This is a genomic window from Alcanivorax sp. P2S70, assembly GCF_000475295.1.
GTDB classification, from domain to species: domain Bacteria; phylum Pseudomonadota; class Gammaproteobacteria; order Pseudomonadales; family Alcanivoracaceae; genus Alcanivorax; species Alcanivorax profundi.
Map to the genome: position 1 here is coordinate 1 of NZ_AXBZ01000047.1, position 15,581 is coordinate 15,581.

11 protein-coding genes, 1 tRNA gene and 1 pseudogene are annotated in these 15,581 nt (G+C 56.5%); all 13 read right to left on the minus strand.

Annotation, left to right across the window (positions count from 1 at the left end):
• A pseudogene (locus Q672_RS34165) lies at window positions 1–78 on the minus strand (GTP-binding protein); the annotation flags it as partial.
• Window positions 79–109: 31 nt separating this feature from the next.
• Complete coding sequence (gene fusA / locus Q672_RS30370; protein WP_022986297.1) at window positions 110–2,209, minus strand: elongation factor G; 2,100 nt, start codon at window positions 2,207–2,209, stop codon at window positions 110–112.
• Window positions 2,210–2,287: 78 nt separating this feature from the next.
• Window positions 2,288–2,758: a 30S ribosomal protein S7 gene (gene rpsG / locus Q672_RS30375; RefSeq protein WP_022986298.1), complete on the minus strand. Its 471-nt coding sequence runs from the start codon at window positions 2,756–2,758 to the stop codon at window positions 2,288–2,290.
• 126 nt (window positions 2,759–2,884) lie between these two features.
• The gene (rpsL, locus tag Q672_RS30380; RefSeq protein ID WP_022986299.1) at window positions 2,885–3,259 is read right to left on the minus strand and encodes a 30S ribosomal protein S12; all 375 of its coding nucleotides are present in this window, start codon (window positions 3,257–3,259) and stop codon (window positions 2,885–2,887) included.
• Window positions 3,260–3,463: 204 nt separating this feature from the next.
• Complete coding sequence (rpoC, locus tag Q672_RS30385) at window positions 3,464–7,666, minus strand: DNA-directed RNA polymerase subunit beta' (protein ID WP_022986300.1); 4,203 nt, start codon at window positions 7,664–7,666, stop codon at window positions 3,464–3,466.
• A 91-nt stretch (window positions 7,667–7,757) separates the two neighbouring features.
• On the minus strand, window positions 7,758–11,900 hold the full coding sequence (gene rpoB / locus Q672_RS30390) for a DNA-directed RNA polymerase subunit beta (RefSeq protein WP_022986301.1): 4,143 nt from the start codon (window positions 11,898–11,900) through the stop codon (window positions 7,758–7,760).
• Between the two features lie 146 nt (window positions 11,901–12,046).
• Entirely contained in the window at window positions 12,047–12,421 is a 375-nt protein-coding gene (gene rplL / locus Q672_RS30395) for a 50S ribosomal protein L7/L12 (RefSeq protein WP_022986302.1), read from the minus strand.
• Between the two features lie 43 nt (window positions 12,422–12,464).
• A complete protein-coding gene (rplJ, locus tag Q672_RS30400; RefSeq protein ID WP_022986303.1) occupies window positions 12,465–12,971 on the minus strand; it encodes a 50S ribosomal protein L10 in 507 nt (168 codons plus the stop codon).
• A 240-nt stretch (window positions 12,972–13,211) separates the two neighbouring features.
• On the minus strand, window positions 13,212–13,907 hold the full coding sequence (gene rplA / locus Q672_RS30405) for a 50S ribosomal protein L1 (protein WP_022986304.1): 696 nt from the start codon (window positions 13,905–13,907) through the stop codon (window positions 13,212–13,214).
• A gap of 3 nt (window positions 13,908–13,910) precedes the next feature.
• The gene (gene rplK / locus Q672_RS30410; protein ID WP_022986305.1) at window positions 13,911–14,339 is read right to left on the minus strand and encodes a 50S ribosomal protein L11; all 429 of its coding nucleotides are present in this window, start codon (window positions 14,337–14,339) and stop codon (window positions 13,911–13,913) included.
• Window positions 14,340–14,456: 117 nt separating this feature from the next.
• Window positions 14,457–14,999, minus strand: coding sequence for a transcription termination/antitermination protein NusG (nusG, locus tag Q672_RS30415; RefSeq protein ID WP_022986306.1), 543 nt, complete (start codon window positions 14,997–14,999; stop codon window positions 14,457–14,459).
• Between the two features lie 9 nt (window positions 15,000–15,008).
• Window positions 15,009–15,383: a preprotein translocase subunit SecE gene (secE, locus tag Q672_RS30420; protein ID WP_022986307.1), complete on the minus strand. Its 375-nt coding sequence runs from the start codon at window positions 15,381–15,383 to the stop codon at window positions 15,009–15,011.
• 42 nt (window positions 15,384–15,425) lie between these two features.
• Window positions 15,426–15,501, minus strand: a tRNA-Trp gene (locus tag Q672_RS30425).
• Between the last annotated feature and the right edge of the window lie 80 nt (window positions 15,502–15,581).

Sequence of the window (15,581 nt, forward strand, 5' to 3'; positions counted from 1 at the left end):
GGTTTTACCATGGTCAACGTGACCGATGGTGCCTACGTTTACGTGCGGTTTATTACGTTCAAACTTTTCCTTTGCCACGGTTCTATACCCTTAACAATTAACCGTAAATTTAAGATTTCTTGCCGCTGATCACTTCTTCAGCGATGTTCTTCGGTGCTTCAGCGTACTTCAGGAATTCCATGGAGTAGCTGGCGCGGCCCTGAGACATGGAACGCAGATCGGTAGCGTAACCGAACATTTCAGAGAGCGGAACCTCAGCGCGGATCACTTTACCGGCCATGGTGTCTTCCATGCCCTGTACCATACCGCGACGACGGTTCAGGTCGCCCATCACGTCACCCATGTAGTCTTCCGGGGTTACCGCTTCCACCTTCATGATCGGCTCGAGCAGTACCGCACCGCCAACCTGGGCAGCATTTTTCACCGCCAGGGCACCCGCCATACGGAAGGCGTTCTCGTTGGAATCCACCTCGTGGTAGGAACCATCGTACAGAGTCGCTTTCACGCCCAGGATCGGGTAGCCCGCCAGAACACCGGCTTTCAGCTGCTCATCGATACCTTTCTGTACAGCACCGAAGTATTCCTTCGGAACGGTACCACCGTGAATTTCTTCGGCAAACTGGAACTCTTCATCACGATCGATGGGCTCGAAACGCACCTTAACGTGACCATACTGACCACGACCACCAGACTGCTTCACGAACTTGCCTTCCACGTCGGACGGCTTGGTGAAGGTCTCGCGGTAAGCCACCTGCGGCGCACCAACGTTACACTCAACCTTGAACTCGCGCTTCATGCGGTCAACGATGATGTCCAGGTGCAGCTCACCCATACCAGAGATGATGGTCTGACCGGATTCTTCGTCGGTCTTCACACGGAAAGAGGGATCTTCCTGAGCCAGACGACCCAGTGCCAGACCCATCTTTTCCTGGTCCGCTTTGGACTTCGGCTCAACGGCAACGGAAATTACCGGATCCGGGAATTCCATACGCTCCAGAACGATGACGCTATTCAGGTCACACAGGGTGTCACCGGTGGTGATGTCCTTCAGACCTACGCAAGCGGCGATGTCACCAGCGCGCACTTCCTTGATCTCTTCACGGGAGTTCGCATGCATCTGCAGCAGACGACCCACACGCTCTTTCTTCTCACGCACAGAGTTCATCACGCTGTCGCCAGAATTCAGAACACCGGAGTAAACGCGGATAAAGGTCAGAGAGCCCACGAACGGGTCGGTGGCAATCTTGAACGCCAGCGCAGAGAACGGCGCGTCGTCAGAAGATTCACGGGACTCAACGGTCTCGCCATCTTCCAGAACACCCTGGATCGCCTTCACTTCGTCAGGCGCGGGCAGGAACTCGATAACGGCATCCAGCAGAGCCTGTACGCCCTTGTTCTTGAACGCAGAACCATTCAGAGCCAGAACGATTTCGTTAGCCAGTACCTGCTGACGCAGACCCGCCTTGATGTCGTCATTGGAGAGATCCCCTTCTTCCAGGTATTTCTCCATCAGCTCTTCAGAACCTTCTGCGGCAGCTTCTACCATCTGCTCACGCAGTTCGTCACAACGGTCCTTGATGTCGTCCGGGATGTCGCGCTCTTCATAGGTCATGCCCATGTCTTCTTCGTTCCAGAAGATCGCCTTCATCCGGATCAGGTCGACAACGCCCTTGAAGTCATCTTCTGCACCGATGTTGTACTGGATAGGTACAACCTTGGCGCCCAGACGGTTGCGAATCTGCTCGCAAACGCGATCGAAGTTGGCACCGGCACGGTCCATCTTGTTCACGAATACGATACGCGGTACTTCGTATTTGTTGGCCTGACGCCATACGGTCTCAGACTGGGGCTCAACACCGGAAGAACCACAGAACACCACCACAGCACCATCCAGTACACGCAGGGAACGCTCTACCTCAATGGTAAAGTCCACGTGTCCGGGGGTATCAATGATGTTTACACGGTGCTGTTCGTACTGCTGGTCCATACCCTGCCAGAAGGTGGTGGTAGCAGCAGAGGTGATGGTAATACCACGCTCCTGTTCCTGCTCCATCCAGTCCATGGTGGCGGCGCCGTCATGTACTTCACCGATCTTGTGGGAAACACCGGTGTAGAAAAGAATTCGCTCGGTAGTGGTGGTCTTGCCCGCATCTACGTGCGCACAGATACCGATGTTGCGATAGCGATTGAGAGGAGTCTTACGTGCCACGCTGCATACCTCGATTCACTGGTTCATATACAAAAACCGGCCTGAACGCAGGCCGGTTTGACTCGAATGCCTTCTGCCTTAGAAGCGGAAGTGGGAGAACGCCTTGTTGGCTTCGGCCATACGATGCACGTCTTCACGCTTCTTCATCGCTGCACCTTTACCTTCGGCGGCATCCAGCACTTCACCAGCCAGGCGGGCCGGCATGCTCTTCTCGCCACGCTTACGGGCAGCGTCTACCAACCAGCGCATGGCCAGCGCGGTACGACGGCTCGGGCGAACTTCAACAGGAACCTGGTAGGTAGCACCACCCACACGGCGGCTTTTTACCTCCACGGCCGGACGGATATTGTCCAGGGCCTTTTCGAACAGCTCCAGGGAGTCACCGCCCTTGCGCTCTTCGATGATGTCCAGTGCACCGTAAACGATACGCTCGGACACAGACTTCTTACCGCTGACCATTACATGGTTCATGAACTTGGCCAGCAACTGGCTTCCAAACTTCGGATCCGGAAGGATCTCACGTTTGGCAACAACGCGACGTCTTGGCATCGGATGTGTTCCTCTAACGTTCCCGCTTTGGGCGGGGAAAGCTTCAGGTAATTCCGGAACGGTGTCCGGCCCTTACTCATCCCTCCGCAGCTCATTGAGCTACGGCATTCAGAAAAGGTAGCTCAATTACTTCTTGGGACGCTTGGCGCCATACTTGGAACGACGCTGTTTGCGATCCTGCACACCTGCCGTATCCAGGGTTCCACGAACAGTGTGGTAGCGCACACCGGGAAGGTCTTTTACACGACCGCCACGGATCAGAACTACGGAGTGCTCCTGCAGGTTATGACCTTCACCACCGATGTAGGAAGATACTTCATAACCATTGGTCAGACGCACACGACACACTTTACGCAGTGCGGAGTTCGGCTTCTTCGGGGTAGTGGTGTACACCCGAGTGCAAACGCCGCGACGCTGGGGGCAGCCCTGCAGGGCTACGGAGTCGCTCTTTTCTACCTTGCTTTTGCGCGGCTTGCGCACCAGCTGGTTTACAGTTGCCATGAAACTACTGCCTCACGCTTACAGTTCTGTGACAAAAACCGTCAGTTGACGGCCAATATCACCCATTTACCGCCCATAAAATATGGGGGCAGCGATTGTAGGGACACCCCGGCATCCCGTCAAGGCTACCAGGGTGTCCCTGTCCCCTCCCGAAAAAGGGGAATTCTGCAGGCCTCCGCTTCCGGAGGCCCTGGACTCGCCAGCTTACTCGTCGGAGGAGCTGAGAGCCTCGGACAGGGCGGCTTCCACCTCGTCCATGGTTGGCGCTTCCGGCCCGCGCGCATCTTCGCGCTGGCGGCGGCGATCCATGTGGTAGGCATAGCCGGTACCGGCCGGGATCAGACGACCCACTACCACGTTTTCTTTCAGACCGCGCAGGTCGTCTTCCTTGCCGGTTACCGCCGCTTCGGTCAGTACCCGGGTGGTCTCCTGGAAGGAGGCCGCGGAAATGAACGACTCGGTGGCCAGAGATGCCTTGGTAATACCCAGCAGCTGACGCTCGAACTGGGGCAGCATCTTGTCTTCGGCCTTGAGGCGCTCGATCTCTTCGGTCACGCGAGCGTATTCTGCCTGCTCGCCCTTGATGAAGGAGGACTCGCCCACTTCCAAGATCTCTACCTTGCGCAGCATCTGGCGGATGATGGTTTCAATGTGCTTGTCATTGATCTTCACACCCTGCAGGCGGTAAACCTCCTGCACTTCGTTAACGATGTAACGGGCCAGCTCGGCTTCACCTTTGAGGCGAAGGATATCGTGCGGGTTCAGCGGGCCATCAGACACCACTTCACCTTTCTCTACACGCTCACCTTCGAACACGTTGAGCTGACGCCACTTGGGAATCAGTTCTTCGTAGGCATCCTCTCCGGTATCCGGGGTGATTACCAGACGTACCTTGCCTTTGGTCTCTTTACCGAAGGACACCGTACCGGTTTTCTCCGCCAGGATAGCCGCTTCTTTCGGGTTCCGTGCTTCGAACAGGTCGGCAACGCGGGGCAGACCACCGGTGATATCCCGGGTCTTGGAAGATTCCTGCGGAATCCGCGCAATCACGTCACCCACGGAGATGTCGGCACCATCCTTCAGGCCACACAGGGCGCTGCCCGGCAGGAAGTATTGAGCCGGCATTTCCGTGTTCGGCATGAACACAGCCTTGCCTTTACTGTCGACAACACGCACGACCGGACGCAGGTCCTTACCCGCAGACGGGCGGTCTTGGCTGCTCAGCACTTCAATGCTGGTCAGGCCGGTCAGTTCGTCAGTCTGGTAGTTTACGGAGATACCTTCTTCCATATCTCCGAACTGCACCTTACCTTGCACTTCCGCGATGATCGGGTGGGTATGGGGATCCCAGGTGGCCACCACCTGACCGCCATCCACTTCCTCACCTTCTTTCACGGTCACGACAGCACCGTAAGGCAGCTTGTAACGCTCACGCTCACGGCCCAACTCGTCCGCCACGGCCAGATCGGCAGAACGGGAAACGATCACCAGACCATCTTTGTGGCTTACATGTTTGGCGTTGTGGAAACGCACCTTGCCGCCATGCTTGATCTGGATGCTGGATACCGCAGACGCCCGGCTCGCCGCACCACCAATGTGGAAGGTACGCATGGTCAGCTGGGTACCCGGCTCACCGATGGACTGGGCAGCGATAACACCGACAGCCTCACCCACGTTGACCTGGTGGCCACGGGCCAGATCACGACCGTAACAAGTCGCACAGACACCCCAGCGGGTGGCACAGGTGATTGGCGAGCGCACCAGCACTTCGTCCACACCCATGGATTCCAGCTGCTCAACCCATACCTCATCCAGCAGGGTGCCAGCTTCCACTGCCACTTCGTCCTGGTTGAGTGGGTTCATCACGTCACGGGCAACCACACGACCGAGTACACGCTCACGCAGCGGCTCTACTACGTCACCACCTTCAATCAGCGGCGTCATCAGCAGGCCTTCTTCGGTCCCACAATCGATCTGGTTGACGACCAGATCCTGGGCCACGTCGACCAGTCGACGGGTCAGGTAACCGGAGTTCGCCGTCTTCAGAGCGGTATCCGCCAGACCTTTACGGGCACCGTGAGTAGAGATGAAGTACTGCAGTACGTTCAGACCTTCACGGAAGTTACTGGTAATCGGGGTCTCGATGATGGAGCCATCCGGCTTGGCCATCAGACCACGCATACCGGCCAGCTGACGAATCTGGGCCGCAGAACCCCGCGCCCCGGAATCGGCCATCATGAAGATGGAGTTGAAAGAGCCCTGCTCTTCGTCCTTGCCTTCGCGGTTCTTGACCACTTCGACACGGAGGTTTTCCATCATTGCCTTGGCGATCTGGTCATTGGTACGCGCCCAGATATCCACGACCTTGTTGTACCGCTCACCGCGGGTCACCAGACCGGAAGCAAACTGCTCCTCGATCTCGCGCACTTCCTCTTCGGCGGCGTCGATCATGGTGTACTTGGCATCCGGAATCACCATGTCTTCCACACCAATGGAGGAACCGGACAGGGTGGCTTCGCGGAAGCCCAGGTACATCAGCTGGTCAGCAAAGATACAGGTCTCTTTGGTACCCAGAATACGGTAGCAGGTGTTCAGCAGCTTGCTGATGGCCTTCTTGGTCATGTTCTGGTTGACCATTTCGAAGCCCAGACCGGCCGGTACGATATCCCACAGCTTACAACGGCCGGGGGTGGTATCGGCGATGAAGGTACGCTCTTCCACGTTACCTTGCTGGTCTTTCACCACTTCATGAACACGCACTTTAACGCGGGCGTGCAGGTGCACCTGCTTGTTGGCCAGGGCACGCATCACTTCCTTGGTGTCGGCAAATACCTGGCCTTCACCCCGGGCGTTAACGCGATCGCGGCTGATGTAGTACAGACCCAGTACCACGTCCTGGGTCGGACCGATGATGGGCTCACCATTGGCCGGAGACAGGATGTTGTTGGTGGACATCATCAGCGCACGGGCTTCGAGCTGGGCTTCCAGGGTCAGCGGTACGTGCACCGCCATCTGGTCACCATCGAAGTCAGCGTTGAAGGCCGCACACACCAGCGGGTGCAGCTGGATTGCCTTACCTTCAATCAGCACCGGCTCAAACGCCTGGATACCCAGACGGTGAAGGGTCGGTGCACGGTTCAGCATCACCGGGTGTTCGCGAATCACCTCGGCGAGGATATCCCACACCTCAGCGGTTTCACGCTCGACCATCTTCTTGGCTGCCTTGATGGTGGTCGCCAGACCACGGGCTTCCAACTTGGCGAAGATGAACGGCTTGAACAGCTCCAGCGCCATTTTCTTGGGCAGACCACACTCGTGCAGCTTGAGGGTCGGACCTACCACGATCACGGAACGGCCGGAGTAATCAACACGCTTACCCAGCAGGTTCTGACGGAAACGACCCTGCTTACCCTTGATCATGTCGGCAAGGGATTTCAGCGGACGCTTGTTGGAACCGGTGATGGCACGGCCACGACGACCGTTATCCAGCAGCGCATCGACAGATTCCTGCAGCATACGCTTTTCGTTACGCACGATGATGTCCGGCGCACTCAGGTCCAGCAGACGCTTGAGACGGTTGTTCCGGTTGATCACACGGCGATACAGATCGTTCAGATCAGACGTGGCGAAACGGCCACCATCCAGCGGTACCAACGGACGCAGATCCGGCGGAAGAACCGGCAGGACCGTCAGGATCATCCACTCGGGAGCGTTGCCGGAATCACGGAACGCTTCCATCAGCTTCAGTCGCTTGGACAGCTTCTTCAGCTTGGTGTCGGAGTTGGTGGATTCCACTTCCTCACGAAGGATCTTGATCTCTTCGTCCAGGTCCAGCTCCATCAGGAGCTGCTGAACAGCCTCGGCACCCATCTTGGCTTCGAATTCGTCACCGAACTCTTCCAGGGCGTCGAAGTATTCTTCGTCGGTCAGCAGCTGGCCACGATCCAGAGTGGTCATGCCCGGCTCGGTCACGACGAAAGATTCGAAGTACAGCACACGCTCGATATCACGCAGGGTCATATCCAGCATCAGGCCGATACGGGACGGCAGTGACTTCAGGAACCAGATGTGCGCAGTGGGGCTCGCCAGTTCGATGTGGCCCATACGCTCACGGCGCACCTTGGAAAGGGTAACTTCAACGCCACACTTCTCACAGATAACACCACGATGCTTCAAGCGCTTGTACTTACCGCACAGGCACTCGTAGTCCTTGATCGGACCAAAGATACGCGCACAAAACAAACCGTCACGCTCAGGCTTGAACGTCCGGTAGTTAATGGTCTCCGGCTTTTTCACTTCGCCAAAAGACCAGGAGCGGATCAGATCCGGCGGCGCGAGCGCGATGCGGATCTTGTCAAACTCCGTGACTTGTCCCTGACTTTTGAGCAGATTCAGCAAGTCTTTCAAGGCCAGTCCTCCGTAGTGAGCTTTCGCTCGAGATTCTTTCCTAAACCCGGGTACACAGTGGCCCCGCACTCATCGTGCGGAGCCCACTGCCTTAGTCGTTTTCCAGCTCGATATTGATACCGAGAGAACGGATTTCCTTCAGCAACACGTTGAAGGATTCCGGCATACCCGGATCCATTCGGTGATCGCCGTCGACGATGTTCTTGTAAACGCGGGTACGGCCGTTTACATCATCAGACTTCACGGTGAGCATTTCCTGCAGGGTGTAGGCAGCACCGTATGCTTCCAGTGCCCATACCTCCATCTCACCGAAACGCTGACCACCGAACTGCGCCTTACCACCCAGCGGCTGCTGGGTAACCAGGCTGTAGGAGCCAGTGGAACGTGCATGCATCTTGTCGTCCACCAGGTGGTTCAACTTGAGCATGTACATGTAGCCAACGGTCACCTTGCGGTCGAACTGCTCGCCGGTACGGCCATCCCACAGCTGCACCTGACCCGACTTGTCGTGGCCTGCCAGCTCCAGGAGCTCCTTGATCTCGAACTCCTTGGCGCCGTCAAATACCGCAGTCGCCATGGGCACGCCGCCTACCAGGTTCTGGGCCAGCTCGAGGATTTCCTCGTCGCTGAAGCTATCCAGATCTTCCGGAGAACCGCCCGCGCCAGCCTTGTTGTAGATCTTGTCGAGGAAACCGCGGATGTCCGCGATCTTCTTCTGCGCCGCCAGCATTTCGCCGATACGCTCACCAAGACCTTTCGCGGCCCAACCCAGGTGGGTTTCCAGGATCTGCCCCACGTTCATACGGGACGGTACACCCAGCGGGTTCAGCACCACATCGACCGGCACACCGTTCTCGTCGTACGGCATATCTTCTTCCGGCATGATCACGGAGATCACACCCTTGTTACCGTGACGGCCGGCCATCTTGTCACCGGGCTGGATGCGACGCTTGATAGCCAGGTAAACCTTGACCACCTTGAGGACACCGTGAGCCAGATCATCTCCACCGGAGATCTTGGCCTGCTTGTCCTTGTAACGCTCATCCTGTTCTTTCTTGTGCTGCTCCAGGTACTGCTGGGCACGCTCAAGCTGCTCGGCAACGTCTTCATCCGCCGGGCGCAGCTCAAACCACTTCTCGGCATCCAGGCCGTCCAGCATATCGCCAGTCAGCTCAGTACCGCGCTTGAAGCCAGCACCACCGTTAACTTTCTTGCCCACCAGCACAGTGCGCAGACGCTCCAGAATATCCTGCTCGAGGATCCGGTATTCGTCTTTCAGATCCTTGCGGAACTGTTCCAGCGCATCCTGCTCGATCTGCTTGGCGCGCTCGTCTTTCTCTACGCCATCGCGGGTGAACACCTGCACGTCAATAACCGTACCTTTGACGCCGGAGGAGACACGCAGAGAGGTGTCTTTCACGTCAGAGGCTTTCTCACCGAAGATGGCGCGCAACAGCTTCTCTTCCGGAGTCAGCTGGGTTTCGCCCTTAGGCGTTACCTTACCTACCAGAATGTCGCCGGCTTCCACTTCCGCACCAATGTAAACAATGCCGGACTCGTCCAGTTTGGACAGTGCCGCCTCGCCCACGTTGGGGATATCCGCGGTGATCTCTTCCGGACCCAGCTTGGTGTCACGGGCGATCGCGGTGAGCTCCTGAATGTGGATGGAAGTGAAACGGTCTTCCTTCACCACTTTCTCGGAGATGAGGATGGAATCCTCGAAGTTGTAACCATTCCAGGGCATGAACGCCACACGCATGTTCTGACCCAGGGCCAGTTCACCCATGTCAACGGACGGGCCGTCAGCCATGATGTCGCGAGCAGCAACCCGGTCACCCACTTTCACCAGCGGACGCTGGTTGATGCAGGTATTCTGGTTGGAACGGGTGTATTTGGTCAGGTTGTAGATATCTACACCTGCTTCACCTTCGTTCACTTCGTCATCGTTCACTTTCACGATGATGCGCGACGCATCCACCTTGTCGACGATACCGCCACGGGTCGCGACCACACACACGCCAGAGTCACGGGCCACGTGACGCTCAAAACCGGTACCCACCAGCGGCTTGTCGGCACGCAGGGTCGGTACAGCCTGACGCTGCATGTTGGAACCCATCAACGCACGGTTAGCATCATCGTGCTCAAGGAACGGGATCAGCGACGCGGCCACCGACACCACCTGACGGGGGGAGACATCCATATGGGTAATGGTGTCACGCTCCATCACGGTAAATTCGTAACGGTGACGCACGGTAACGAAGTCTTCTTCGAAGCCGCCGTCGGCAGTCATCTTCGCGTCGACCTGGGCGATCACGCACTCGGCTTCTTCAATCGCAGACAGGTATTCGATTTCTTCGGTGACCTTGCCATCCACCACCTTCAAGTACGGCGACTCCAGGAAGCCATACTCATTGGCGCGGGCATAGGTCGCCAGCGAGTTGATCAGACCGATGTTCGGACCTTCAGGGGTCTCGATCGGACACACGCGACCGTAGTGAGTCGGGTGAACGTCACGCACCTCAAAGCCGGCACGCTCACGGGTCAGACCACCCGGGCCCAACGCGGAAACACGACGCTTGTGCGTGATCTCGGACAGCGGGTTGTTCTGATCCATGAACTGGGACAGCTGGGAAGAGCCGAAGAACTCTTTCACCGCCGCCGCCACCGGCTTGGAGTTGATCAGATCCTGCGGCATCAGGCCTTCGGATTCAGCCAGACTCAGACGCTCTTTGACCGCACGCTCAACACGTACCAGACCGACACGGAACTGGTTCTCGGCCATCTCACCCACGGAGCGCACACGACGGTTACCCAAGTGATCGATATCATCGACCACGCCGTTACCGTTACGGATGTCGACCAGGGTCTTCAGTACATCGATGATGTCAGAGGAGTCTTCACCCATCTGCTCGAAGTACTGTTTGCCTTCTTCGTCGTTGCGGGAGCTGAAGTAGCGGCCATCAAACAGGATGCCCGGACCGGTCTCGTCTTCACGACCAAGACGACGGTTGAACTTCATGCGGCCCACGCCAGACAGGTCGTAACGCTCGTCGGTAAAGAACAGGTTCTTGAACAGGTTCTCTGCCGCTTCCTTGGTCGGCGGCTCGCCCGGACGCATCATGCGATAGATCTCGACCAGGGCCTCCAGCGGAGTGCGGGTCGGGTCGGCACGCAGGGTGTCAGCCATGAACGGACCGTTGTCCAGATCATTGGTGTACAGGGTTTCAAACTCGGTAACACCGCCGTTCTGCAGCTTTTCCAGGGTTTCGGCTGTCAGCTCGGTATTACACTCCACCAGGATCTCACCGGTTTCCTGGTCGATAATGGACTTGGCCAGATACTTGCCCTGCAGATACTCAGCAGGAATCTCCAGGTACTCAAGACCGGCTTTCTCCAACTGGCGGATATGACGGGCAGTAATACGACGGCCACGCTCAACCACCACCTCGCCATCGGCGAGAATATCAAACGTGGCGGTTTCACCACGCAGACGCTCCGGCACCAGCTTCATGCGGTACAGGCCGTCTTCTGCCACGATTTCATTGGTGTCGAAGAACATCTCCAGCACTTCGTCGGAGGTGTAACCCAATGCACGCAGCAGAATGGTCGCCGGCAGTTTGCGGCGACGGTCGATCCGGACAAAGACCAGGTCCTTGGGATCGAATTCGAAGTCCAGCCAGGAACCACGATAAGGAATCACCCGGGCGGAATACAGCAGCTTGCCGGAGGAGTGAGTCTTGCCCTTGTCGTGATCGAAGAAGACACCGGGAGAACGGTGCAGCTGGGACACGATTACACGCTCGGTACCATTAATCACAAAGGTACCGTTTTCGGTCATCAGGGGAATCTCACCCATGTAGACCTGTTGTTCACGAATATCCTTGATCGCCCCGGACGACTCACGGTCGTAAATCACGAGACGAATGCGCACGCGCAGCGGCGCCGCATAGGTCGTTCCACGAATGATGCACTCTTTCACATCAAACACGGGTTTGCCGAACTCGTAGCCGGCATACTCCAACGCTGCATTACCTGAATAACTGGCAATCGGGAATACTGACCGGAAAGCCGCTTCCAGACCGCTATCCAGACGCTCTTCTGCGCTTTTGTCCTGCTGCAGGAATTTGCGGTAGGAATCGAGCTGAATTGCGAGAAGGTAGGGAACTTCCATTACCTTCGGCAACTTGCCGAAATCTTTGCGGATCCGCTTTTTCTCAGTAAATGAGTATGCCATCTGCGTTCCTCAGCTGTTGATCTATCACCACCCGGTGATATTTCTGTATGAAACCCCTCATACAGAAACGACAAAAGGCTGGCAGCCAAAAAGCTGCCAGCCGGCGCCTTTCCGACTCAAGACGGAAAGACATAGCGCTAATGCGCTTACTTGAGCTCGGCAGTACCGCCAGCCTCTTCGATCTTTTTCTTGATCTCTTCGGCTTCGTCTTTGCCAGCGCCTTCCTTAACAGGAGCAGGAGCGCCTTCTACCAGCTCTTTGGCTTCTTTCAGACCCAGGCCGGTCACTTCACGGACAGCCTTGATCACGCCAACTTTCTTGTCGCCGAAGCCGGTCAGGATAACGTCGAAATCGGTCTTCTCTTCAGCGGCGTCGCCACCAGCAGCGCCAGGCGCAGCAGCAACAGCGACGGCAGCAGCAGAAACGTTGAATTTCTCTTCAAACGCTTCGATCAGCTCGACCAGTTCCAGTACAGACAGTTCAGCAACTGCATTCAGGATATCTTCTTTGGACATTGCCATTTTAACTTCTCCAAATCTTGATGATGTGCGGTTCAGAAGCCGATCAGGCTGCTTCACCTTCGTTCTGTTCTTTAAGCGCAGTCAGCAAACGGCCAAACTTGGAAACCGGAGCCTGCAGTACAGACACCAGGCTGGTCAGAGCCTGTTCGCGGTTCGGCAGTTTTGCCAGTACGTCGATTTCTGCGCCAGAATAGAGCTTGCCTTCGTATAGACCGGTCTTAAGCTCCAGCTGGTCATTGTCCTTGGCGAAGTCCTTGAACAGACGGGCAGCAGCGCCCATGTCTTCCTCGGACAGCGACATAGCAATGATGGTCGGACCAATCAGCGACTCGTTCAGCAGCTCAAGATCGGTACCCTCAAAGGCACGACGAGCCAGCGTATTACGAATAACACGCAGGTAAACGTTCTGCTGACGTGCCTTGGAACGAAGCTCGGTCAACTGAGCCACGTTCAAGCCACGATAGTCGGCGACCACAGCGGAGAATGCACCCAGTGCGGCTTTATTTACCGCGGCGACAATCTCTTTCTTGTCTTCTAGTCTCAGAGCCACTGTGTAACCTCCTCGATGAATACAACCGGTCGAAACCGGCCACCCATTTATGAATTCGCTAGCGAACTCATACGCGGGGGTTACAGTGAAACCTGAACCACACCGCGTCTACGCAGGCTGATGGTTTAAGCCTTATCCGGGAGAACCCGCCAAGGCGCCTGTGGTCTTTGACGCTCCGGCAGCACGCTGCCGAAATCAAAGTCCTTGTTGGCGCACAGCTTTCGCCATGCGCCGAATGCTTTACATCGCCAGGGATGCGGGATCGATGGACAGACCCGGACCCATGGTGGTGGACAGGGTGACTTTCTTGAAGTAGGTACCCTTGGCAGAAGACGGCTTGGCTTTCTTCAGGTCAGCCAGCAGCGCTTCTACGTTTTCCTTGATGGCGGTGTTGTCGAAACCTACCTGACCCACGGTGCAGTGGATAATGCCACCTTTGTCGGTACGGTAACGCACCTGACCACCCTTGGCGTTTTTCACGGCCTGGGCAACATCAGGAGTTACGGTGCCAACCTTCGGGTTCGGCATCAGACCACGGGGGCCCAGGATAGTGCCGAGCTTACCGACAACGCGCATGGCGTCCGGGGAAGCAATCACCACGTCGAAGTTGATTTCGCCACCCTGAACCTGCTCGGCCAGATCATCAAAACCCACCACGTCCGCACCGGCTTCTTTTGCTTCTTCGGCCTTGGCGCCCTGAGCAAAAACAGCAACACGAACGGTTTTACCAGTACCGTGAGGCAGCACGGAAGCGCCACGCACGTTCTGATCAGATTTACGCGGGTCAACACCCAGGTTAACCGCCACGTCTACAGACTCTTTGAACTTCACACCAGACAGTTCGGTCAGCAGCGCTACAGCTTCTTCAACCTGATACAGCTTGCCAGCTTCAACTTTTTCACGGATGGCGCGCAGGCGCTTGGACAGTTTAGCCATTGGTTAACCCTCCACATCCAGGCCCATGGAACGGGCAGAACCCGCGATAGTGCGCACAGCGGCATCCAGATCAGCAGCGGTCAGATCAGGCTCTTTCGCCTTGGCGATCTCTTCCAGCTGAGCACGGGTTACCTTGCCCACTTTCTTGGTGTTCGGCTCACCTGAGCCGCTCTTGATTTTCGCCGCTTTCTTCAGCAGGTAAGACGCAGGCGGCGTCTTCATGGTGAAGGTGAAAGAGCGGTCGTTGTAAACGGTGATCACAACCGGCACTGGCGCACCAGCATCCAGCTGTTGGGTCTGTGCGTTGAACGCTTTACAGAACTCCATGATGTTTACACCGTGCTGACCCAGAGCGGGACCCACCGGCGGTGACGGGTTAGCCTGACCCGCTGCAACCTGCAGCTTGATGTAGGCTTGTACTTTCTTCGCCATTTTCTAGACTCCTTGGGTGCAAACGCCTCGCATCAAGCGGGCTCCCCTCAGGTTGTCAAAACGCCCCGGCCACCATTCGGCGACCAGGGCTCCCAAATTCACTTGCCGGTTTGGCTATCAGGTTTTTTCGACCTGACCAAACTCCAGCTCTACTGGCGTAGACCGACCGAAGATCATTACCGCCACCTGCAGACGGCTCTTTTCGTAATTCACTTCTTCGATCACACCATTGAAATCTGCAAACGGGCCGTCGTTGACACGGACCACTTCGCCAGCCTCGAACAGCGTCTTCGGCTTCGGCTTTTCCACTGCGTCATCCATACGTTGCAGGATGGCATCAGCTTCTTTCTTGGTAATCGGAGAAACACGGCCCGGATTTTTCGGATCTTCACCGATAAACCCCATCACCTTCGGGGTTTCTTTTACCAAGTGCCAGGAGTCGTCGCACATCTCCATTTCCACCAGCACATAACCGGGGAAAAACTTGCGCTCGGACTTGCGCTTCTGGCCACCCTTGATCTCAACCACTTCTTCAGTGGGAACCAGGATGTCGCCAAACAGCTCTTCCATAGAACGCAGTTTAACGCGCTCTTCGAGGGCGCGTTTTACGTGCTTTTCGAAACCTGAGTAGGCATGTACCACATACCAGCGCTTTGCCATGTTAACCCCTTAACCAATCACCCAGGACATAAGACCACCCAGAATCCAGTCAAGCACGAACAGCAACAAGGCCACGAGCACAACAAAGACCAGAACGATCAGGGTGGTCTGCAGGGTTTCCTGACGGGTCGGCCAGACAATCTTGCGCAACTCGACCATGGAGTCCTTGCGCAGTTGATTGAACGCTTTTCCCTGCTCAGTCTGCAGAGCAACAAAAATGGCCACCAGTGCCACAACAGCGACACCAACAACCCGATAAAGAGTAGGCTGATCGGAGAAATAGCTATTGCCGATAACGGCAGCAGCCACCAGACCAACTACCAGCAACCACTTCACCGCCTCAAGGGCAGCGGAGCCGGAACCTGCTTCTGTTTTCTCGCTCATCGGACGATGCACCCTACCACCCAGGCAAAGCCTTGGGAAAATTGGCAGGCCAGGAGGGACTCGAACCCCCAACAGCCGGTTTTGGAGACCGGTGCTCTACCAATTGAACTACTGGCCTGTAACTTTGAAACTAATAAAACAAAACAGGGTGGCAGGCCTGCCTGCCACCCCTGGCCACCGGGTAACGAATTACTCGGT

Bases quoted from the DNA above. Each gene is read 5' to 3' on its own strand.
- rpsG (WP_022986298.1), bottom strand. From the start codon at position 2,758: ATGCCAAGACGTCGCGTTGTTGCCAAACGTGAGATCCTTCCGGATCCG.
- rpsL (WP_022986299.1), bottom strand. From the start codon at position 3,259: ATGGCAACTGTAAACCAGCTGGTGCGCAAGCCGCGCAAAAGCAAGGTA.
- rpoB (WP_022986301.1), bottom strand. From the start codon at position 11,900: ATGGCATACTCATTTACTGAGAAAAAGCGGATCCGCAAAGATTTCGGC.
- rplL (WP_022986302.1), bottom strand. From the start codon at position 12,421: ATGGCAATGTCCAAAGAAGATATCCTGAATGCAGTTGCTGAACTGTCT.
- rplA (WP_022986304.1), bottom strand. From the start codon at position 13,907: ATGGCTAAACTGTCCAAGCGCCTGCGCGCCATCCGTGAAAAAGTTGAA.
- rplK (WP_022986305.1), bottom strand. From the start codon at position 14,339: ATGGCGAAGAAAGTACAAGCCTACATCAAGCTGCAGGTTGCAGCGGGT.
- nusG (WP_022986306.1), bottom strand. From the start codon at position 14,999: ATGGCAAAGCGCTGGTATGTGGTACATGCCTACTCAGGTTTCGAAAAG.
- secE (WP_022986307.1), bottom strand. From the start codon at position 15,383: ATGAGCGAGAAAACAGAAGCAGGTTCCGGCTCCGCTGCCCTTGAGGCG.